Annotated in this window: 20 protein-coding genes and 2 pseudogenes; 20 read left to right on the top strand and 2 right to left on the bottom strand. The window is 41.7% G+C overall.

The window, feature by feature from the left end:
- Positions 1 to 48: 48 nt before the first annotated feature.
- Positions 49 to 546 (top strand): annotated as a pseudogene (locus ACFE93_RS29190) (sensor histidine kinase); the annotation flags it as partial.
- A 74-nt stretch (positions 547 to 620) separates the two neighbouring features.
- On the opposite strand, the gene ctpA reads toward ACFE93_RS29190, so the two are convergent.
- Positions 621 to 1,865: a carboxyl-terminal processing protease CtpA gene (gene ctpA, locus ACFE93_RS29185; protein WP_375478715.1), complete on the bottom strand. Its 1,245-nt coding sequence runs from the start codon at positions 1,863 to 1,865 to the stop codon at positions 621 to 623.
- A gap of 408 nt (positions 1,866 to 2,273) precedes the next feature.
- On the opposite strand from ctpA, the gene petB reads away from it, so the two are divergent.
- From petB to ACFE93_RS29155, 6 genes and pseudogenes are all read left to right on the top strand, one after another.
- Positions 2,274 to 2,921, top strand: a complete 648-nt coding sequence (gene petB / locus ACFE93_RS29180) for a cytochrome b6 (RefSeq protein WP_375478713.1) — start codon at positions 2,274 to 2,276, stop codon at positions 2,919 to 2,921.
- Positions 2,922 to 3,176: 255 nt separating this feature from the next.
- Positions 3,177 to 3,659, top strand: coding sequence for a cytochrome b6-f complex subunit IV (gene petD, locus ACFE93_RS29175; RefSeq protein WP_094352635.1), 483 nt, complete (start codon positions 3,177 to 3,179; stop codon positions 3,657 to 3,659).
- Positions 3,660 to 4,286: 627 nt separating this feature from the next.
- Positions 4,287 to 4,730: an ATP-binding protein gene (locus tag ACFE93_RS29170; protein WP_375478711.1), complete on the top strand. Its 444-nt coding sequence runs from the start codon at positions 4,287 to 4,289 to the stop codon at positions 4,728 to 4,730.
- 529 nt (positions 4,731 to 5,259) lie between these two features.
- Positions 5,260 to 5,544, top strand: a pseudogene (locus ACFE93_RS29165) (GDP-mannose 4,6-dehydratase); the annotation flags it as partial.
- 104 nt (positions 5,545 to 5,648) lie between these two features.
- Positions 5,649 to 6,830: a glycosyltransferase gene (locus tag ACFE93_RS29160; protein WP_375478717.1), complete on the top strand. Its 1,182-nt coding sequence runs from the start codon at positions 5,649 to 5,651 to the stop codon at positions 6,828 to 6,830.
- 95 nt (positions 6,831 to 6,925) lie between these two features.
- A complete protein-coding gene (locus ACFE93_RS29155; protein WP_375478709.1) occupies positions 6,926 to 7,297 on the top strand; it encodes a hypothetical protein in 372 nt (123 codons plus the stop codon).
- Positions 7,298 to 7,335: 38 nt separating this feature from the next.
- Here ACFE93_RS29155 and ACFE93_RS29150 read toward each other — a convergent pair whose 3' ends face one another.
- A complete protein-coding gene (locus ACFE93_RS29150; protein WP_375478707.1) occupies positions 7,336 to 7,767 on the bottom strand; it encodes a hypothetical protein in 432 nt (143 codons plus the stop codon).
- Positions 7,768 to 8,114: 347 nt separating this feature from the next.
- Here ACFE93_RS29150 and ACFE93_RS29145 point away from each other — a divergent pair, with 347 nt between their 5' ends.
- The 13 genes from ACFE93_RS29145 to ACFE93_RS29085 all read left to right on the top strand — a co-directional run bounded on the left by ACFE93_RS29145 (position 8,115) and on the right by ACFE93_RS29085 (position 19,183).
- The gene (locus tag ACFE93_RS29145; protein WP_375478705.1) at positions 8,115 to 8,453 is read left to right on the top strand and encodes a hypothetical protein; all 339 of its coding nucleotides are present in this window, start codon (positions 8,115 to 8,117) and stop codon (positions 8,451 to 8,453) included.
- Between the two features lie 182 nt (positions 8,454 to 8,635).
- Entirely contained in the window at positions 8,636 to 10,777 is a 2,142-nt protein-coding gene (locus ACFE93_RS29140; protein ID WP_375478703.1) for a pentapeptide repeat-containing protein, read from the top strand.
- Positions 10,778 to 10,891: 114 nt separating this feature from the next.
- Positions 10,892 to 11,383 carry a hypothetical protein gene (locus ACFE93_RS29135; RefSeq protein WP_375478701.1) on the top strand — a complete coding sequence of 164 codons (492 nt, stop codon included), beginning with the start codon at positions 10,892 to 10,894 and terminating at the stop codon, positions 11,381 to 11,383.
- A 124-nt stretch (positions 11,384 to 11,507) separates the two neighbouring features.
- A complete protein-coding gene (locus ACFE93_RS29130; protein WP_104907762.1) occupies positions 11,508 to 11,714 on the top strand; it encodes a hypothetical protein in 207 nt (68 codons plus the stop codon).
- 208 nt (positions 11,715 to 11,922) lie between these two features.
- Positions 11,923 to 13,179, top strand: a complete 1,257-nt coding sequence (locus ACFE93_RS29125; protein WP_375478699.1) for a GNAT family N-acetyltransferase — start codon at positions 11,923 to 11,925, stop codon at positions 13,177 to 13,179.
- Between the two features lies 1 nt (position 13,180).
- The gene (ruvX, locus tag ACFE93_RS29120) at positions 13,181 to 13,657 is read left to right on the top strand and encodes a Holliday junction resolvase RuvX (RefSeq protein WP_375478697.1); all 477 of its coding nucleotides are present in this window, start codon (positions 13,181 to 13,183) and stop codon (positions 13,655 to 13,657) included.
- A 144-nt stretch (positions 13,658 to 13,801) separates the two neighbouring features.
- Positions 13,802 to 14,374, top strand: coding sequence for a DUF3727 domain-containing protein (locus ACFE93_RS29115; RefSeq protein WP_375478695.1), 573 nt, complete (start codon positions 13,802 to 13,804; stop codon positions 14,372 to 14,374).
- Between the two features lie 231 nt (positions 14,375 to 14,605).
- The gene (locus ACFE93_RS29110; protein WP_375478693.1) at positions 14,606 to 15,232 is read left to right on the top strand and encodes a hypothetical protein; all 627 of its coding nucleotides are present in this window, start codon (positions 14,606 to 14,608) and stop codon (positions 15,230 to 15,232) included.
- 53 nt (positions 15,233 to 15,285) lie between these two features.
- Complete coding sequence (locus ACFE93_RS29105; protein WP_335186589.1) at positions 15,286 to 15,825, top strand: YqeG family HAD IIIA-type phosphatase; 540 nt, start codon at positions 15,286 to 15,288, stop codon at positions 15,823 to 15,825.
- 280 nt (positions 15,826 to 16,105) lie between these two features.
- Positions 16,106 to 17,215, top strand: a complete 1,110-nt coding sequence (gene proB, locus ACFE93_RS29100) for a glutamate 5-kinase (protein WP_375478690.1) — start codon at positions 16,106 to 16,108, stop codon at positions 17,213 to 17,215.
- A gap of 51 nt (positions 17,216 to 17,266) precedes the next feature.
- Positions 17,267 to 17,857 (top strand): Uma2 family endonuclease, encoded by a 591-nt coding sequence (locus ACFE93_RS29095; RefSeq protein ID WP_375478688.1) that lies wholly within the window; start codon positions 17,267 to 17,269, stop codon positions 17,855 to 17,857.
- Between the two features lie 162 nt (positions 17,858 to 18,019).
- Positions 18,020 to 18,454 (top strand): hypothetical protein, encoded by a 435-nt coding sequence (locus tag ACFE93_RS29090; protein WP_375478686.1) that lies wholly within the window; start codon positions 18,020 to 18,022, stop codon positions 18,452 to 18,454.
- Between the two features lie 18 nt (positions 18,455 to 18,472).
- Complete coding sequence (locus tag ACFE93_RS29085) at positions 18,473 to 19,183, top strand: hypothetical protein (protein WP_375478684.1); 711 nt, start codon at positions 18,473 to 18,475, stop codon at positions 19,181 to 19,183.
- Positions 19,184 to 19,260: the final 77 nt, after the last annotated feature.

The following is a 19,260-nucleotide window of genomic DNA, read 5'->3' as shown; positions in this document are numbered from 1 at the left end:
TGCCTACCTTAATGGATTAATCTTTGCTCCCTAAATAAAAAGTGGGATGCTCCCTTTAATATTCACCAAGGTATCGACAGTACGATTTTAATTTTAAAACATCGTCTCAAGGCTAACGAGCAACGTCCAGCAATTGAAGTGATAACTGAATACAGCACTTTACCTCAAGTTGAGTGTTTCCCTGGACAATTAAATCAAGTATTTATGAATATCTTAGCAAATGCGATTGATGCCTTGGAAGAATCGAATCTTGACCGAAGTTTTAACGAAATTAAAGCGAATCCAAACTGTATTACAATTACAACTACAGTAGCAACTAATTCAGTTAAAATTACAATCGCCGATAATGCAAAGGGTATAGATGAAAAAGTAAAACAAAAAATATTTGACCATTTATTTACCACAAAAGCTGTCGGTAAAGGTACAGGATTAGGATTGGCGATCGCTCGTCAAATCATTGTAGAAAAACACGGCGGAGCGATCGCGGTGAATTCTCAACTTGGCGAAGGAACTGAATTTGTGATTCAGCTACCGTTATCGGCATAACTAAATCTTATTTGTTAGTTCTGGTATCAGATGGAGTCTGAATCCCCATCTGATTTGTCTCCTTGTACCCTTCTTTAAGCTTTCCCCGCTACCACCGAGTTTTTCGCCAAAAGTTCGACTGCTGCTTGATATTGCAGATCCGCTTCGGTGCCAATCTGTTCGCGGTTAATCGCTGGTTGGAAAATAACTTTATCCGGCTTAATACCTAGCTTGTTAATATCTCGGTGTTCAGGAGTTTCATACTTAGCAATTGTCACTGCCAAGCCCGAACCATCTGATAATTCAAACAAGGATTGAATTAAACCTTTGCCAAAGGTGGTTTCGCCTACCAACTGGGCACGATGGTTATCTTGGAGTGCGCCAGCGAGAATTTCACTGGCACTAGCAGTTCCTTGATTCACCAAAATCACCAGAGGATCTTTGGTCAGGGCTGGCCCAAGGGCTTCAAAACTACCCTGAATGCCTTGTCGGTTAACAGTGTAGACGATAATCCCAGAGTCTAACCACAGACGGGCGATTTCAATTCCTGATTGCAATAATCCCCCAGGATTATTTCGTAAATCTAGAATGTAGGCAGCAGCGCCTTTTTTTTCTAAACTAGAAATAGCGTGTGCCAATTCCATTGAAGCGTTGGCATTAAATTGTGTCAGACTTAGGTAGCCAATGGGTGTACCCTCAGCAGAAACACGCAAATCTGAAACCACAGGGTTAAGAGCAATGCGATCGCGTATCAGTCTAATTTCTGTTTCTGTCTCTCCGTCCCGTTCGATCAAGAGAGTCACAAGGCTGCCACTTGGCCCGCGCATTCTGGTTGCAGCTTCATCAAGGGTGAGATTTTCTGTGGAAACGCCTTCAATTTTGAGAATGCGATCGCGTGGTCGAATCCCCGCTTTATCTGCCGGTGAGCCGGCGATGGGAGCCACTACTTCCAACTTCCTATTCTCAGGATTCAGGACAATTTGCAATCCTACCCCAGTCAATTCGCCAGAAGTATTAACCTGCAAGCTGCGATACTGTTCTGGATCTAAAAAACGAGTAAAAGGATCGTCGAGGCTCTTGAGCATCTTCCCAATTGCCGCATAACTGGCATTTGAGTCTGCCAGTGGCTTCTCTAGAACCTTTTGCCGCACAGCCGCCCAGTTTTGATGATTAAAGGTCTCATCTAAATAAGTACGATTAACAATTCGCCAAACTTCCAAAACCAGCTTTTGTTCCCCCGTCAAAGCCACCGCCGACTGAGTAAGCGTACCCAACGCCAAGCAAAACGCCATTAACAGTGAAAATCCAACCCGAAAGACTTGTTTGTTCATGAACCCCATTATCAATTCCACCTCAACCCAAATTGTCTAGATAATGCCCACTTCCCCTGTTGTTGATGAAATCTATCTCTCGATTATGTTACTTTTTTTATAGAAGTGGTGCATTTTTCTCATCAAGTTGTTCAGTCAACTGATGCCTCGTATCCACTCACCAAAGGATAAAATCTACTTTGTGTCCACCATTTTGTGTGTAGGGGCGTAAAGAGATCGCAATATATTCCATCTTTACAGAGTGTAAAGTTTCTCAAGTCTCTTAGCACGCCAAAAGCTGACATGCAAAGAAAAAAACTCCCCTTTACTAAAATCCCAAAATTGCTAATTGGGAGAGAAGTCTGAGTGAAGGCTTCTGCCGATTCAGAACTTCGGGATTTATCAACCGCAACTGACTTTTAGGAACTTGAGATTAGTATGGCCAACGTTTCCGACTGGTTTGAGGAACGCCTGGAGATTCAGGCACTCGCCGAAGACGTTACTAGCAAGTACGTCCCTCCCCACGTCAATATCTTTTACTGCCTGGGTGGAATTACCCTGGTTTGCTTTCTCATCCAGTTTGCCACTGGATTTGCCATGACGTTCTACTACAGGCCAACAGTCACTGAAGCTTTCTCCTCAGTGGAGTACATCATGAATGAAGTCAACTTCGGTTGGCTAATTCGCTCCATCCATCGCTGGTCTGCCAGCATGATGGTGCTGATGATGATTTTGCACGTCTTCCGGATTTACCTAACCGGTGGTTTCAAAAAGCCCCGCGAATTGACCTGGATAAGTGGTGTCATCCTGGCTGTGATCACCGTTTCTTTTGGCGTCACCGGCTATTCCCTACCTTGGGATCAAGTTGGCTACTGGGCTGTGAAAATCGTTAGCGGCGTACCAGAAGCAATTCCTGTAGTTGGTGTTCTGATTTCCGACCTGCTGCGCGGCGGTTCGAGTGTTGGTCAAGCAACACTAACTCGCTACTACAGCGCACACACCTTTGTACTGCCTTGGTTGATTGCGGTTTTCATGCTGTTTCACTTCTTGATGATCCGCAAGCAAGGCATTTCCGGGCCTTTGTAATCTCAGCTATTAGCGAAAGGCAACATTTGTTAGTTTTCAGATCGAGTTGTTTGTTTTAAACTTATGAAACACAAGAAATTAATTGCACATAAGTTTCAAAAAATAAATACTTGTATCTGAAGCCTCAAGCTCTAGAAAACCTTCAGGCAGATGACTGTAGATATAGAAACGCTGCTTCTTGCCTGTTGGTTGCCTAGTAGCTGATAGCTTTCATAAATGCTTTAATTTAACTTAAGCAGGAGAACACATTTCAAAATGTCAACACAAAAAAAACCTGACCTGAGCGATCCTCAGTTAAGAGCCAAACTCGCTAAAGGCATGGGTCACAACTACTATGGTGAACCAGCTTGGCCTAATGACTTACTTTACGTCTTTCCAATTGTGATCATGGGTTCCTTCGCTGCGATTGTAGCTCTAGCTGTGCTAGATCCTGCAATGACCGGTGAACCAGCAAATCCTTTCGCCACACCATTGGAAATTTTGCCAGAGTGGTATTTGTATCCAGTCTTTCAAATTTTGCGATCGCTTCCTAATAAACTTTTAGGAGTGTTAGCAATGGGTTCTGTTCCAGTAGGTCTAATCCTCGTTCCCTTTATTGAAAACGTGAATAAGTTCCAAAACCCCTTCCGCCGTCCAGTTGCAACCACAGTATTCCTTGTTGGTACTCTTGTCACCCTGTGGCTAGGTATTGGTGCTGCTTTGCCATTGGATAAATCTTTGACCTTGGGACTATTCTAGATTAGTCACCAGAAAGTGCTTTGACGCCTGTGAGTTTCAAGAGCAAATGCAGATGTGCTTTTGAAAACAATCAACAGGCGTCAATTTTAACAAGAGAGCCAGAAGCCAGAATTCAGAATTTAATTCTGAATGAAAAAGCGGATAATGCTACCCAAAGCAAGTCCGCATATCCTACGGGGAAGCAAGTTACGCACAGTGTCTCGTAGATAGCGTCTGAATAAACGGGTTTAATTTCTACACTAAATATGCTTTTTTTAGTGGTCAACAAGATAGTCTTGGGTCTGTAGCAAGATCCCGCAGAGTATCCCTCACTGATTGCATTTTGAATTCTGAATTCTCTATTCTGAATTCTTCTTCAATCGTTCAGATTGCATTTAGGATTTGAAGTTTTGGATGGAAAAGCTATTCCAAAATCTCAAATCATCAAAAGTCAACAAATACAAACATTTCTTACTTACTTAACGTAAGTTGTTAGTTATAACCCTCAGACTGCCAAAATCATTCATGTTTTGTATTTTGGTACACAGAATATGTCAATTTAGATTTTTTGATGCGAGAGAAATTTTGCGAACAGCGCAGAATTTAATAACTAGCAACTTGGGTTTACTTATATTCAACTCACAGTTAATGCTTAGTATAGTGCGGCAAGACCATCTGACGGTTAAGAGCGAACTCAGGCTTTTAAACCAGGTGCAAGAATGGTTTGAGCAATTTTGTCTGCAACACTTGTCTCAACTTGGTTGGTCAAAAACCCAACTCGATCGCCTCAATTTAGCATTAGCAGAAGGCTTTACCAACGCTGTTCGTCACGCTCATCATGCTTTACCCCCGGAAACAACCATTGAAATTAACGTTTATCTGTGGATTGACCGCCTAGAGATTAGAATTTGGGATTATGGAAAACCTTTCAATCCTGATGCGATCGCAGAGCCAGCCCCAGGTACTCTACAAGTCGGTGGGTATGGATGGTTTCTCCTCCGGCGGTTGGCTGACCGGGTTGTATACGAACGTGGTGAGGATGGTAGAAATTGCTTGCTCATTGTCAAATACTCTGTAGAAGCACAAAAGTAACAGTGAAATAGTCAAGGATAAAGGAAGGTAAGAATACTTCTGATGTCGATTTTGGCTTGTGAGCGGAGTGGAGGTAGGGAAGTGCGCCTATAAAAAACGAGGGCTTGTCTTCTCTACAAAACTCTCTTGCTAACTCGATGGTACTTAGGAGTCAAACAAATAAAACTTCTCATATAGTCGTCACCAAGCTAACAAAAATTTTGCTCAAAATTGAGCCACTCACTTTAAAATAGAGCAGTTGCGGCTGAAATACATAGTTATTTGATTGATAAAAGTATACTCCTTTTTCAATATTATTTGAATAGGAGTAATATGTTTTTTACGTGAAATTGCTTATTCATTATGATTTTTTTGTAAAATCTCAAATAAGATTTTTGTATAAAAAGAATTAGTGAATATAGTAAAAATAGCATTCGAGTTACACAAGCTCCCTTGTTAAGATTTGTCAGCAGTGTTGAGAGTCTTAATGTTTGTTCTCCAACAAGTGCTATTTAGTGCTTAAAGAGATAGACAGAATAGGGGACAAAATATGACTAAGACAGCCCTAATTACAGGAATTACTGGTCAAGATGGCTACTATCTCAGTCATTTGCTCCTCAACCGTGGTTATCGAGTTGTTAGATTAGTACCCCCACATCGACAACCTAATTTGACAAAACTGGGAATACTGGCAAATCAGGTAGAAATTTTTACGGTTGACTTGAGGGATAATGCGGCACTGTTGACCGCAGTTGAACAACTGCGTCCCCAAGAAATTTATAATTTGGCGGCTCCCAGTTTTGTACCCGACTCCTGGAACGACCCATTGGGAACCCCAAGTAAGCTTTGAGGAACTTTTAGAAAAAATGGTAAAAACAGATTTGGAGCGGTTACAAAGCGGTGCGCTCGCACCCTTACCGCGAGTATAAATAATATAAGATACACATCACTACAGTGGCAAAAAACCTGAATTTAGGTGATAAAGTTAACAAAAAAACTAACCATGTCTTCGTCTTTTTAGAAATTTTTGCTCACGAAGGTGGTATTCAATCGTATATAAAAGATATTTTTCGCGCTTATCTGGAATTGAGCCAAGATTATAAAGCAGAAGTCTTTTTGCTGCGAGATAGTGCTGATAGCTTAAATCCGTTTGAAGACGAGAACTTAAAATTTCATTACTTTAAAAATCAGTCTCCCTATTTGGGGAGATTGCAAATGGCAGTAGCTTTACTGAAGTGCCTGTTGCAAAGCCGTCCGCAGCAAGTTTTCTGCGGTCACATTAACTTAGCAGTATTAATCCAAACACTTTGCCAGCCCTTGGGGATTCCTTACACTGTACTAACTTACGGCAAAGAAGTCTGGGAACCGTTGAAAAATCAGGAACGTCACGCCCTGACATCAGCAGCAGGAATTTGGACAATTAGTCGCTACAGCCGCGATCGCGCTTGTGTTGCGAATAGTCTAAACCCGAAAATGGTACAGATGATGCCTTGTGCAATTGATGGGGATAAATTTACTCCTGGTTCCAAACAACCAGAATTAGTCCAGAAATATGGCTTAACTGGTGCGAAAGTGTTAATGACAGTAGCGCGGTTATGGTCAGGAGATATTTACAAAGGTGTAGATGTTACCATTCGGGCATTACCACAAATCGCTCAGGTTTTTCCAGAAGTGAAATATTTGGTAATTGGTCGCGGTGATGACCAACCGCGATTAGCTGAACTTGCAGAAAATTTAGGTGTGAGCGATCGCGTCGTGTTTGCTGGTTTCGTTGCCACAGAAGAATTAATGGAACATTACCGCCTTGCTGATGCCTATATTATGCCTTCGCAAGAAGGCTTTGGCATAGTTTATCTAGAAGCAATGGCTTGTGGAGTACCTGTATTATCCGGTGACAACGATGGTTCCGCTGACCCCTTGCAGGATGGTAAACTGGGATGGCGAGTACCACACCGCAGTCCTGATGCTGTAGCAGCAGCTTGTATAGAAATGCTTCAAGGGGATGACCAGCGATGTGATGGAGAGTGGCTGCGAAAACAGGCGATCGCTCTGTTTGGCATAAATGCCTTCCAACAGCACTTGCAAAAAATGCTGCTATCCTCAGTAATGAAGTGCATTTGAGTCCAAATAACAAATAATAAATGACTCATAAACTGAGTCATAAACTAATGACTAAAATCGCTATCCTAGAAAAAGAGCAGAACGATATTTAAAAAATGAGCTTTAAGTCATTTCAATTGAATCTTTTAAATCTCCGCCCTTGGCTCACTCTGCTGGCAGTTATTTGGTTGCTGGCATCAGTGGGCTTGGGTTGGTTGATTAATTCATTGCTAATTATTTTCGGGTTGCTGTTGTTGGCACCTATTGTGGCTTTTTTTGGCTTTCGCTGGTGGTTGCAACGCAACTTGGTTGCCGATCGGTGTCCCGTCTGTGGATATGAATTTACAGGTTTAAATAACAGTCAGTTGCAATGTCCTAACTGTAAGGAGTTACTGTTAGTACAAAATAGTCATTTTCAGCGCTTCACACCAAAAGGCACAATTGATGTCACTGCTGTCGAAGTTCCAGCCAAATCACTAGAAGAATAGTCATTAGTCATTTGTCCTTTGCTAATAACTAATGACGACTATTTATTTTTTTGCGAGATTGAGAGGGTGTAAGTATACTGTTGCGGGGATAGTTCGCCTACATACAGCAAGTATTTTCCTGCCTGCCAATAACCAGAAAGTTCTGACTTACCTCCAGAATAACTATCTGCTAGTACACAAAAGCGCCCCCCAGGCCCGTCGATCAACAGTGTTGGCTTCCCTTTACTTTCTACTGCTAATCGCAAATAAGGTAGTGACTCTGTAACTTGGATAACTTGATTAGGTTCACTGGTAATATTGCCACAATCACTTTTGACAGTTCCCCCAGACTTTCCGTTCAAAATCAATGGATCTGGTTGGGAATTCCGATTAATTTGGATTGTTGGTGTCTGTGCCAAATTAGCCTCAGTGAAAACCAAACTCATCGCCAAAGCTGTGGGAATAATTGCAAGTAGCCTAAGCGTCTTCATTTTAATTAATTAATGCTCCAGATTTTTTTAGAGCAATATTGTTATATAGTCCGATCTATATAGACGACAGCAAACCGTCTTAGTTCCCAAAGCTGTTGTATAAAGCAATACCAATCCGTTCGGGATTATTTGTGAAGATTTAATCGGTGTATATCTGTAGAGATGTTGCATTGCAACGTCTCTACAATTATTGATGTCTGAAAGGCAACAAAAAAAACATAATTTTTCCCTGTCCAGAAAGGTCTGGCACTTACAGAACATTAGCTAAAATCACTAAGACAACCACCAAAAATAGAATTTGGTTAGTCTATTGTTGAATAAGTATGCTAATGAGGTAGGAAAAATTGATGAATCCTCAACCAAAAGAAGACTTACAGCGTCGCCTCGATCAGCTAGAGGCAGAGATTAATTCCCCGCCTGGGGTAGTTTCACAAGAACAAAAACAAACGCCTCAGTCTGTTTTTGCCAGCTTCAACTTGCAACTGGAGCGATTTCAGATTTGGTTCAACAGCTTATCTGGTGTGAAAAAGCTGGTAGTTTCGGGTGTGACGGTACTAGTAGGCTTGGCGATACTGCAAGCAGTGTTTAAACTAGTTGCATCTGTAATCAGTCTGGCGCTTTTGGCAGTGTTAGTGTATGTTGGATACAAATTTTTTGTGTCTGGTAGCTTTCAACGCAAGCAATAAGTTGATATGCATTTACTTTGCACTCTGCCTGGAGTTATGAGAGTCAGGAGCCAGAATACAAAAGGCTCCTGACTTATAACTTCTAAATCCTATTTCAATATGCTTTTCTTTTTGCTGATTAGCTTAGTCTATTTTAATTGTGCCGATCGCGGCGTAGAAATAATATCAAAGGAAACTATACGATGACGTCACCAATTGTCAGGAGAACTAGTAATCAATCTGGTCAGTCAAAAAAATCGGAAAGAGCCAATTCGCTACTGCTAGCAAGTAGACGTTTTGCTGCTTGGGCGGCTGAAATCACATTAGTGGTTACTAGTGGGTTGATTCCCTTCGGCATTGGTGTCTATGCCAATTCTAGAAGCGATCTGAACCGAGTGCCGCTTAATCCCGTGCTGGTAGTCACAGAAAGAGCGATCGCCAGACCCCTAGCTCTACCTGTGAGCTATGGCATCCGTAACGTAGCATGGCCGACTAATATTCTGTGGACAATCGCCTTGTTAGCGCCTGTAACTCTCTCGTGGTGGCAATTGTATTTATTAGCTAAGACTGGTAGCACAATTGGGAAACGTTGGTTAAAAGTGCGGGTTGTCAACGGGCAAGGGAAGCCACCTGGATTGGGGGCAGTTGTGATTAGAGAAGGCATTGGGCGTTGGACTGTACCCATTTCCATCGCCTATCTGCTGTGGCGATACAGCTTTGCTTTTCCGAATTTAGGATTATTCACATTTTTGTCTTTATTAATGATTGTGGGTGAAGGGATAGGCTTACCGTCGCGTCGGGGGCGTCGCGCACTCCACGATCAACTCGCAGGTACTTATACCATCGATGCAGTTTTAGCTAGCAACAGACAAGCTCAGTCTGCTGGCAATAACGATCAAGCAGAAGAATGGCCAGAGGGAGAAGAATTAGCGACAGATCGAACCAGCCAGTCGCCTAATTTGTGGCGGCGGATACAGCAAAATCCCAATCTGGCTTTGTTTGGGATCGGGCTAACGAGTATGACTGCTGTGTTGGCAACTTTAATTGGCACTCAAGTTTATATCCAAATTCAACAATCCCAGCGAGCAACTAACCAAATCAACAGCCAACAATTCCTTGAACTCGTCAAACAATTGACTCCCAACTCTGGGGCGACTAATGAGCAACGTCAAAGTGCAATTCTGGCTATGGGTGGTCTTAATGACCTACAATCCATTAAATTTCTCGCGGATTTATTAGTTAGTGAAACTAACCCCAGCCTTCTGGATACGATTCAACAAGCTTTGACAACTGTCGGGCCCCAAGCTATCCCGGAACTCAAAAATAAGAATCAGTTTTTGGTCAGTGAACTAGAATCTGTAGGTAGCACTGCAACCAAAGAGCGGGAATTACGGCAAGGGCGGCTACAAAGAAACCAACGGACAATCAACAAGATTCTCTCTGTTTACAGCGGTAAAAAAATCGAGGGTGTTGACCTTAGTAGTACTCAATTAGGTCAAAGCGGGACTTCAGGAAGTTCCTTGTTCAACTTGGTACTGGACAATCTTGATTTATCAGGAGTTAAGTTTAAATCTGCAAATCTTAACCAAGCCAGCTTTAAGGGTACCCGTTTCCGAAGTGTGGGTGAGGATGGACGCTGGGATACCTACGACGATGTAATGGCTGATTTAAGCCAAGCTCAATTGCAGCAAGCCAATCTCACTGATGCTAACCTCAGTCGCGTCTTGATGAACCGGATCGATTTGAGTCGCGCTACTCTTAACAGAGCGAACTTATCCAACGCACGTCTATATGATGCTAAACTCAACAGCACCCAACTAGTAGGAGCCGATCTGCGAAACGCAGTTTTGGAAAAAGCCAGCTTGACTGGGGCAGATTTAGGCGATGCCAAATTGAACGAAGCCAATCTGTATGCAGCGCGTTTAGGTCGCGCCACTGCGATCGGAACGCAATTATCTTTTGCCAACTTAACTAACACTGATTGGCAAGGAGCAGATTTATCAGGAGCTTATTTGGATCGTGCTAATCTCAGCAATGCTAACTTGAGTGCTACTCGTTTAACTGGTGCTGTTTTACGTTCTGCCCAAATGGAAAACGTTAACTTGCAAAATGCCGACCTGAGTCTTGCAGATTTACGAGGGGCAAATGTCGCTGGAGCAGATTTCAAAGGAGCAATTCTCGCTCCTAGCAAACAAGATCCAGCTGATCAATTTGTCCAAACCCCAGATTTAGGTTCAGTATCTGCCGTAGTCCAAGGCGTTGATTTTTCTCAAGCTAAAAATTTAGATGCCAAGCAATTAGCGTACATTTGTACTCAAGGAGGTATTCATCCCCGTTGCCCGTAGAATGGAGTGAGCAGGAGAGCAGAGGAGTACAGGGGACAAGGAGGATAAGGAAAATAACCATCCCCAATATCCCATCCCCAATGCCCAATAATAAAATGGTGTGAGGAGTCGGTTATGAAGTATATTCCATCTTTGGTTTCAGTTTTGGGAGCTGGTTTAGTCTTGAGTCTGGCGAGTACTAAACCAGCACAAGCTCAAGTAGCTTATGGTAGTTATATCGGTATTGGCCCCACTATTGGTATTACCGATGGTATCCAATTTGGGGGGGTGATAGCAGGGCGCTACAAGCTTTTGGAAGCACCAATTTCACTGCGTGCCCAAGTGTTAATTGGTAGTAATACGGCTGTTGTACCAACGGTTTCTTACGATTTACCCCTCAACTGGCAAGCTGATGCCTACCTGGGCGCGGGATTAGTGTTGGCTGGTGGTGGTGGTTCTTCTCCTGTGGGCGATAAAATTAGTTTTGCCTTACAACCGGGCATTGATTATATGATCCCAAATAGCAATACTGTCCTTTTTGGCAATGCCATTATTGCTTTTGATGCCTACCGAGATAGCAGTGGTACAGCTATCTCAGTACAAGGTGGTGTTGGTTTGAGATTTTAAGGGACACGCTATCCCTAAGAAGCGTTAAACTTCATTGCAAAGAAAGAAGTTAGTCCAAACAATGTGATAATTTTTGGTCATGAAGAGAGACAGCACAGGATTAACACAGGAGAACACAGTGGCAATGGAATCAAATTTATTAACGGATGCGGGCGCAGATGAAATGAATCAAGATTTCAGTGAATATGTCGCCAACCTGCAACTTCACATGACTCTACAAGCTCGCAATCTTGTTCCAACGCTGAAGCAAACACTCGTAGATAGTCGCCACCAATTACTCCATCAAACCCAAGCCCACTTTGAAAAGCTAGTTTCTCGGCAAGGGTTATAAAATATATACAAATTTTAATCAAAATTCAAATAAAATAAGGGCAGATGTTGTTGGGTCAATGCCAATGGTGTTCTCACAAGGTCTGCTTTTTCTGCTTTTTAAGTATTAAGTTACTAAAATCACCCTTTTGGCACAATAGTAGAGAGCAGAAACTAGTTAAGATTATTGCAACAGTTCCTTCCTTTGAAGAGCAGTTAGTTAAGGCTAAATGGCGGCTCGAATTAAAATGACTTCATTACTTCCCAGAAACGTCAGCGTTGTTATTCGATCAGTCCAATACCGGGATCTGGATGGAATCGAGCGCATAACTCAAGAGTCATTCGCAGCCCTTACTCCGAAGGGAGCAGGTTTTGCCATCAGCCGGATGCAAAGGCTGCGTCGCTGGTATGGATTACTCAAATTTTTAAGTTGGTTTCCTAACCCGCTACAGTATCGCCTCTGTGCTTATGTCGCAGAGCAAGGGCGGATACTTCTAGGAATGATTCAAGTGTCTCCCTTTAACCGCACACGCAGCACTTGGCGGATTGATCGAGTGTTACTAGAACGTGGTGTCGATAAACAAGGAATTGGTTCGCAACTTTTGCGTCATTGTTTTGAGTCGATTTTGGAAGCTCGCACTTGGCTACTGGAAGTTAATATCAATGACATAGAGGCGCTGGCACTATATCGGCAAAATGGATTCCAGCGTCTGGCAGAAATGACATACTGGGAAATTGGGCCAGAATTACTGGCTGAATTGGCGCAAGCAGAGCCAGACTTGCCCAACCTCTTACCTGTAAGTAATGCTGATGCCCAGTTGCTATATCAATTAGATACGGCATCGATGCCACCTCTGGTGCGTCAGGTTTTCGATCGCAATACCCGCGACTTTAAAACCAGCTTGTTCAGCGCTTTAACTGATGCAGTCAAGCAATGGCTGACCAAAACAGAAGTAGTCAGTGGTTACGTATTTGAACCGCAACGCAAAGCTGCGATCGGCTATTTTCAGGTGCAACTCGATCGCAAGGGTGAAGTTCCCCATGCTGCAACGCTGACAGTTCATCCTGCTTACACTTGGCTTTATCCAGAATTACTATCTCAACTGGCTCGCATTGCCCAAGATTTTCCCCAGCAAGGGTTACAACTAGCATCCTCAGACTATCAGGCAGAACGAGAAGAATATTTAGAGCGAATTGGGGCAAAACGCATAGAACATACATTAGTGATGTCTCGCTCTGTATGGCATAAGCTCCGGGAGTCGAAATTCGTCTCCTTAGAAGGAATGCAGTGGACTGATATGCTGCAAGGTTTACAACCGACTCGTAAACCTATACCAGGTGGGATGTCATGGATACAACCAGGAAAGTTGCCATCCTCAGATAAACCTCTGCCAAGCAAGCCAGAACCGATTAACTTTTCGGTAAAAAACCCTAGCATAGAAACATCGCCGATTGCTGAATCAGCAGATGGACAGCAGGAGAAGTAGTGTGGTATCCCAAGAGCAACCAAAACCGTTTATTTCCGCATTGGGACTAGATTTTGGTCGCAAGCGGATTGGTGTGGCTGGATGCGATCGCACGGGTTTAATTGCCACGGGAATCACCACAATTGAGCGCACATCTTTTGAGCAGGATGTCGAGCAAATCCGACAAATCGTTAATGAACGTGAGGTACAAGTTCTAGTTATGGGCTTACCTTATTCAATGGATGGCTCACTAGGATTTCAGGCTCGTCAAGTTCAAAAATTTACTAAAAGACTTGCTAAAGCACTAAACTTGCCTGTGGAATATATGGATGAGCGATTAACTTCATTTCAAGCAGAGCAACTGCTGATAGCTGAAAAGCGCTCCCCATCACGCAATAAAGGTTTAATTGACCGCAAGGCAGCCGCTTTGATTTTGCAGCAATGGCTGGATATTAAACGTGCCAACTCCCGTAGCTCAGTTGCGGCTATTGAATATTGATACCTTTTAACATGATATTCTGAAAACGATTAGCCAGCAGTTGTATCTACGTATAAAGCTATTTGTTTGACATTAATATGTCATTAACTATAGTTAAGCGATTTTCCAATTTGCTGGTATTTATTAAATTTCTAGATTTCGGCTATGTTTTCCTCTCAATTTCCTGAAGAAAATGATAACGCTCATGCGGGTTCCATCACTTTAACCGATGACAAAGGGCGATCGCTCGACTGTTATGTAGAGCATTCCCTAGAGGTAGATGGACAAGAATACGTTTTGCTTCTTCCTGTAGATTCACCTGTAGAAATTTTTTCTTGGGAAGGTGACGGTGAGGAAGAAGAAGCAGTTCTAGTAGAAGATGACACGATAATTGAGCAAATTTTTGCTAATGCCCAAGCTGTACTATCTGAGCAGAACTTGATATTAAAGAACACAGCCTATGCTCTGACTGTTGCAGGTGATTTACCACCAGTGGAAGAATCAGAACTTTTCACCTTAGAAATTGAAGACGAAGAGGCAGATTTAGAGCCTGAGCAATTACAGCTGCTGGCTAGCTTTTATGATGAAGATCAGGAGTATGCAATTTATACACCCCTAGATCCTCTGTTGTTTTTTGCACGGATAACAAAAACAGGTGAACCTGAATTGCTTTCTCCAGAAGAGTTCCGCAAAGTGCAGCCTCTGTTAGAAGAACATCTTTTTAATGAAGTGGAATAAGATTAAAAATTCAAAATGAAAATATTACATTTTGAATTTTTTAATTGGTAGTTTTTCATTGAAATCACAATTTACTTAAATCTTTTACTATGTCCCATTAAATGTTGGAAGCAATGAAACATTAACATTACATTGGGGCAACTAGTATTGTTTAAAATCCTGGAAAAAGCATTTTGGTAGGGTTTTTGAATTCCGCGATCTAAAATCCCAAATTAGTATAAGGTGCTGAAAATGGCTTATAGCGATTTTACATTAAGTAAATTTAAAAAGTCATTCAGCATCCGCATTGATGAAGAAACTGATTTATGTGCCGACATAAAACCTTTACAGGCAAGTGAGAAACTCAAAAACTCTTTAGAAGAAACTACAGAATTGGCTTTAGCGATTAATACTGAAAAAGCTCGTTCAGAAATGATTATTACTCCGATATTGTTGGAGGTAAGACGCAGGGCTAATTATCCAATTAGCTTATTTTCGGGAACAGATTTTAATGTAGATGCAGAAAAAGGTCTGAATGGATATTGTGACTTTATTATTAATCGTTCTAGAGAGCAGCTAACGATTAATGTGCCGGTGGTGGTTATTATTGATGCCAAAAATGAAAATATTAAAGGTGGATTAGGTCAATGCGCAGCCGCAATGTTGGCAGCACATTTGTTTAATCAACAAGAAGGAAATGAAATCAGAAAAATTTACGGTGCGGTAACAACAGGGGAGATTTGGAAGTTTTTGAAGTTAGAAGAAAACGATATATTTATTGATTTGAATAATTATTACATTAAAGAGATAGATAAGATTTTAGGGATTTTATCTCAAAATGTTCAGGGAGGCATTCCAGGATGGAGTTCGACTAACTAAACTATATTGGGTTATGCTCATTTTTCTTAGCTATCTACATTTGACTGTTGATTATGGTCTGGAACAATCTTTTGCAACCTGACTTGATTTTAGAGGGTTCAGTGTTGAACCTAACACCAGATATTATCCAAAAATACGGGCTTAAAGGGCTGGTATTGGATGTAGATGAAACTTTAGTACCCTTTACAGTCGGGATAGCTTCCCCCGAACTACGAGAGTGGGTGGAGCAAATCCGTACCTGTACTGCACTGTGCTTAGTGAGTAACAACCTCAGTGAAGCCCGAATTGGTGGAATTGCGCGATCGCTCAACTTACCTTACTACTTAGGTGCAGCCAAGCCTTCCCGACGCAAAATTAGAGCAGCACTTAGGGGAATGGATCTACCAGTGCATCAAGTGGGAATGGTAGGCGATCGCTTGTTTACCGATGTTTTAGCAGGTAATCGTCTGGGAATGTTTACCATTTTAGTCGAACCGATTGTTCATGCCGATGCGGCTCTCCGTTCTCATCCCGTCCGCAACTTTGAAGTTTGGATATCTGAAATTTTGGGAGCCTCTATTACTCCCAAGAAAAAGAAAATTCACAAAAGTTGAGAAATCTTCAGGAAAGTAAATCTAAAGAAATGCTTAAGGAATCTTACTGGAAGCAAAAAATCGGGGATCATAAGTATTAATAACATGGGGTCAGCCAAAAAAGACCCTAAGTCATACTAAGTAAATATATTTCCGTAAAGCGTCAACCTTCACTATAGAAGGATTGGCGCTTTACAATTGTTTTAATCATTTGTCCTTTGTCATTTGTCCGTTGTCATTCGTCAGTTACTAATGACCAATGACTAATGACTAATGACCAATAACTAATGACTAATGACCAATGACTAAAACAATTGTTGTCAAAATCGGCACTTCTAGCCTAACTCAACCAGAAACGGGACAATTAGCACTTTCTACCATCGCTACATTGGCGGAAACACTCTGCTATTTAAGACGCCAAGGACATCGGGTGATTTTGGTTTCTTCTGGCGCTGTAGGCGTGGGTTGTGCGCGGTTAGGTTTAACTGAACGTCCTAAAGCGATCGCACTCAAACAGGCTGTAGCAGCAGTTGGACAAGGCAGGTTAATTCGGATATATGATGATTTATTTACTACCTTGCAACAAGCGATCGCCCAAGTATTACTGACTCGCAGTGACTTAGTACAGCGCAGCCGCTATCTCAACGTCTACAATACCTTTCAGCAACTATTGGGACTGGGAGTGATCCCCATAGTAAATGAAAATGATACCGTAGCAATAGACGAACTAAAATTTGGTGATAATGACACCCTTTCGGCATTAGTTGCCAGTTTAGTAGAAGCAGATTGGCTATTTTTGCTCACCGATGTCGATAGGCTGTATTCAGCCGATCCCCGTTCCGTACCAGATGCGCGGCCGATCGCTTTAGTGAGTAGCATTAAAGAATTAACTCAATTACAAATACAAACAGGTTCCCAAGGTTCTCAGTGGGGTACTGGTGGTATGGTGACAAAGATTTCGGCTGCGAGAATTGCGATCGCGGCTGGAGTGCGTACCGTAATTACTCAAGGGCGATTTCCCCAGAATATTGAAAAAATTATTCAAGGAGAACTGATTGGGACACATTTTGAACCGCAACCGGAACCAACTTCGGCGCGTAAACGTTGGATAGCTTACGGACTTGTACCTGCGGGTAAATTGTATTTAGATGAAGGTGCGATCGCGGCAATTTCTCTAGCAGGAAAATCTTTATTAGCAGCGGGAATTAAGCTAGTAGAAGGAGAGTTTGACACACAAGATGCAGTGCAATTGTGTGACACCAACGGTAACGAAATTGCTAGAGGACTTGTAAATTACAACAGCAATGAACTGCAAAAAATTTCTGGGCGTCATTCACGAGAAATTTCCACAATTTTAGGATATGTCGGTGCAGAAACCGTGATTCATCGGGATAATTTGGTTTTGACTTAAAATGGAAATGAGATAAACTTTGTGACTACTAACTGAGAGAGTAAAAATATTATGACTCAAACGTTAGAAAATGCTGTTAACTTACCAGAAGAACAACGCTTCTTTCGACATGGGTTAAGTTGGGAACAGTTTAAAGCAATTCAAGCTAGCTTTGAAAATATACCAGGAGTGCGCTTATTTTATTGTGATGGAGTCTTAGAAATAGTGACTATTGATAAGCCTCATGAGGCGATTAAGTGTTTAATTGCTGCATTGCTGATTACTTATTTTGAAATTAAGCGTATTGAATTTTTTCCTAGTGGGAGTTTTAGCCAGGTTATTCCCAAGATAGTAGAATATCAAGCTGACTTATCTTATTGCTTTGAAAACGACAAACCTATACCAGACCTCTGTATTGAAGTAGTCATTACTAGCGGTAGTCCCATAAAGTTACAGAAGTACAAATTAATGGGAGTCCCGGAAGTTTGGTTTTGGGAAGATGGCACATTTGAGGTTTACTGCTTACGAGAACAAGAATCTGATAAAGTTGTTAAAAGTGAGCTATTAGCAGAATTAGATTTATCTATGCTCAATCGTTGTCTTTTGTTATCGTCTCCCTTGGAAGCAATTAGGGAGTTTCGCCAAGATATTCAAAAGTCATAGTGAAACGATTAGTGATTTTTCAATTTCACCACATTCTTAACCAGTTTTTTACAGGCGCGCTTGTTTCGTGAAGACTCCATAAACTATTCTTACCGTGCGGTAGTATAAGTATGTTTAGAATTTCACTTTGCTAATCAATACACATCCGCATCTGCCAAGTATATGGATCTGAGTAATATACCGAAACCTATTTGGTACGCCCTGACTGGATTTCTCTTGTTGACTATAGGCTATGGGGCTGCAACTCACGTTCCAGGGCTGAATACCTCAGATAAAGAAAGCGCTGAAAATAAACCTTCTACAGTACTAAACTCAAGTAGTGTAAAAGTTAGCGTTTTTGATGAAGCGACTCAAGTTCCTATAGTTGGCGCAAAAGTAATAATGGAATCTGAAGGTGGGTCTGATACAGATACAACTGATAATTTAGGCGCTTTCCGAGTTCAAATACCAACTACAGACTACGTTAAAGTTCGCATATATAAAAATTATTGTGAGCCTTATAAGCAAGACTTAAATTTGAAAAGTAACCCTGATAGACCTAAACCTATTTTCTTGAAATGCTCAGTACCTCAAAAGAGGTCTACGCCTAATAGTTAACTTTTTCAGTATTCTTAAATGTTATCACTGCGCCAGCATTTTCAGCGGATTAAAGAAATAGTTGACTGGAGTTGGACACTAGCCATTTTGTGCATGGTCGGTTATATAACTTTGGGACAACTCGCTCAATTGTACTGGGCTATGGTAGTGTTTGGAGGATTAGCTGGTAGCTTCGGTCTATTTTATGAATTTTCCTGTGAAAAACTAGCACATTTAAATGCTATTGAGGATACATACAAACTTCAAAAGGTAATTGCGACCTCAGCTTTGGCTCAAGATTTACTTGGGAAATTCGTTCATAGAAACCCTGAGATTACAAATCAGTTTCCTGTTTTTCATCAACTAAGATATCAAGTCAGCAACATCAGAGCTACTTCTGCTGCTAAATTTAAACAACGGGTTAATCAACAAACAAAGACACCTTCTCAAAGCTCATCTCAACCGCCATCTCAAAAACCAGTACAACCAACTCCCCCATACGCGTCAAAAGGGGAAGCACAATCTCCTCTGAGAAACTCATCTCAAAAATCGGTACAACGAATTCCACTATACCCACCCCTGCAAAAAAAACCACCAAAGCCTCTAAGAAAGGCAACAAAGCAAAGGATTACGCTAAAAGAGTATGAGACAATTTCTAATACAAGTGATTATGTATATATCGGCCCTTATGAGAGAAATGGTAAGTTGGTGAATTTAAATGGGCATTATAGGCGAAAACCGAGAAGGTAATTTGCTGTTCTTTATCGCTTGCTATATAGCGTTTCTTAGTCTGGTGAAGTACAGTAACAAGAATGGGTAAACCAGTT

The sequence above is a fragment of the uncultured Nostoc sp. genome, from assembly GCF_964247315.1.
Classification (GTDB): Bacteria; Cyanobacteriota; Cyanobacteriia; order Cyanobacteriales; family Nostocaceae; genus Nostoc.
The sequence above is the reverse complement of the archived record's forward strand: the minus strand, read 5'-3'. Positions and strand labels throughout refer to the sequence as shown.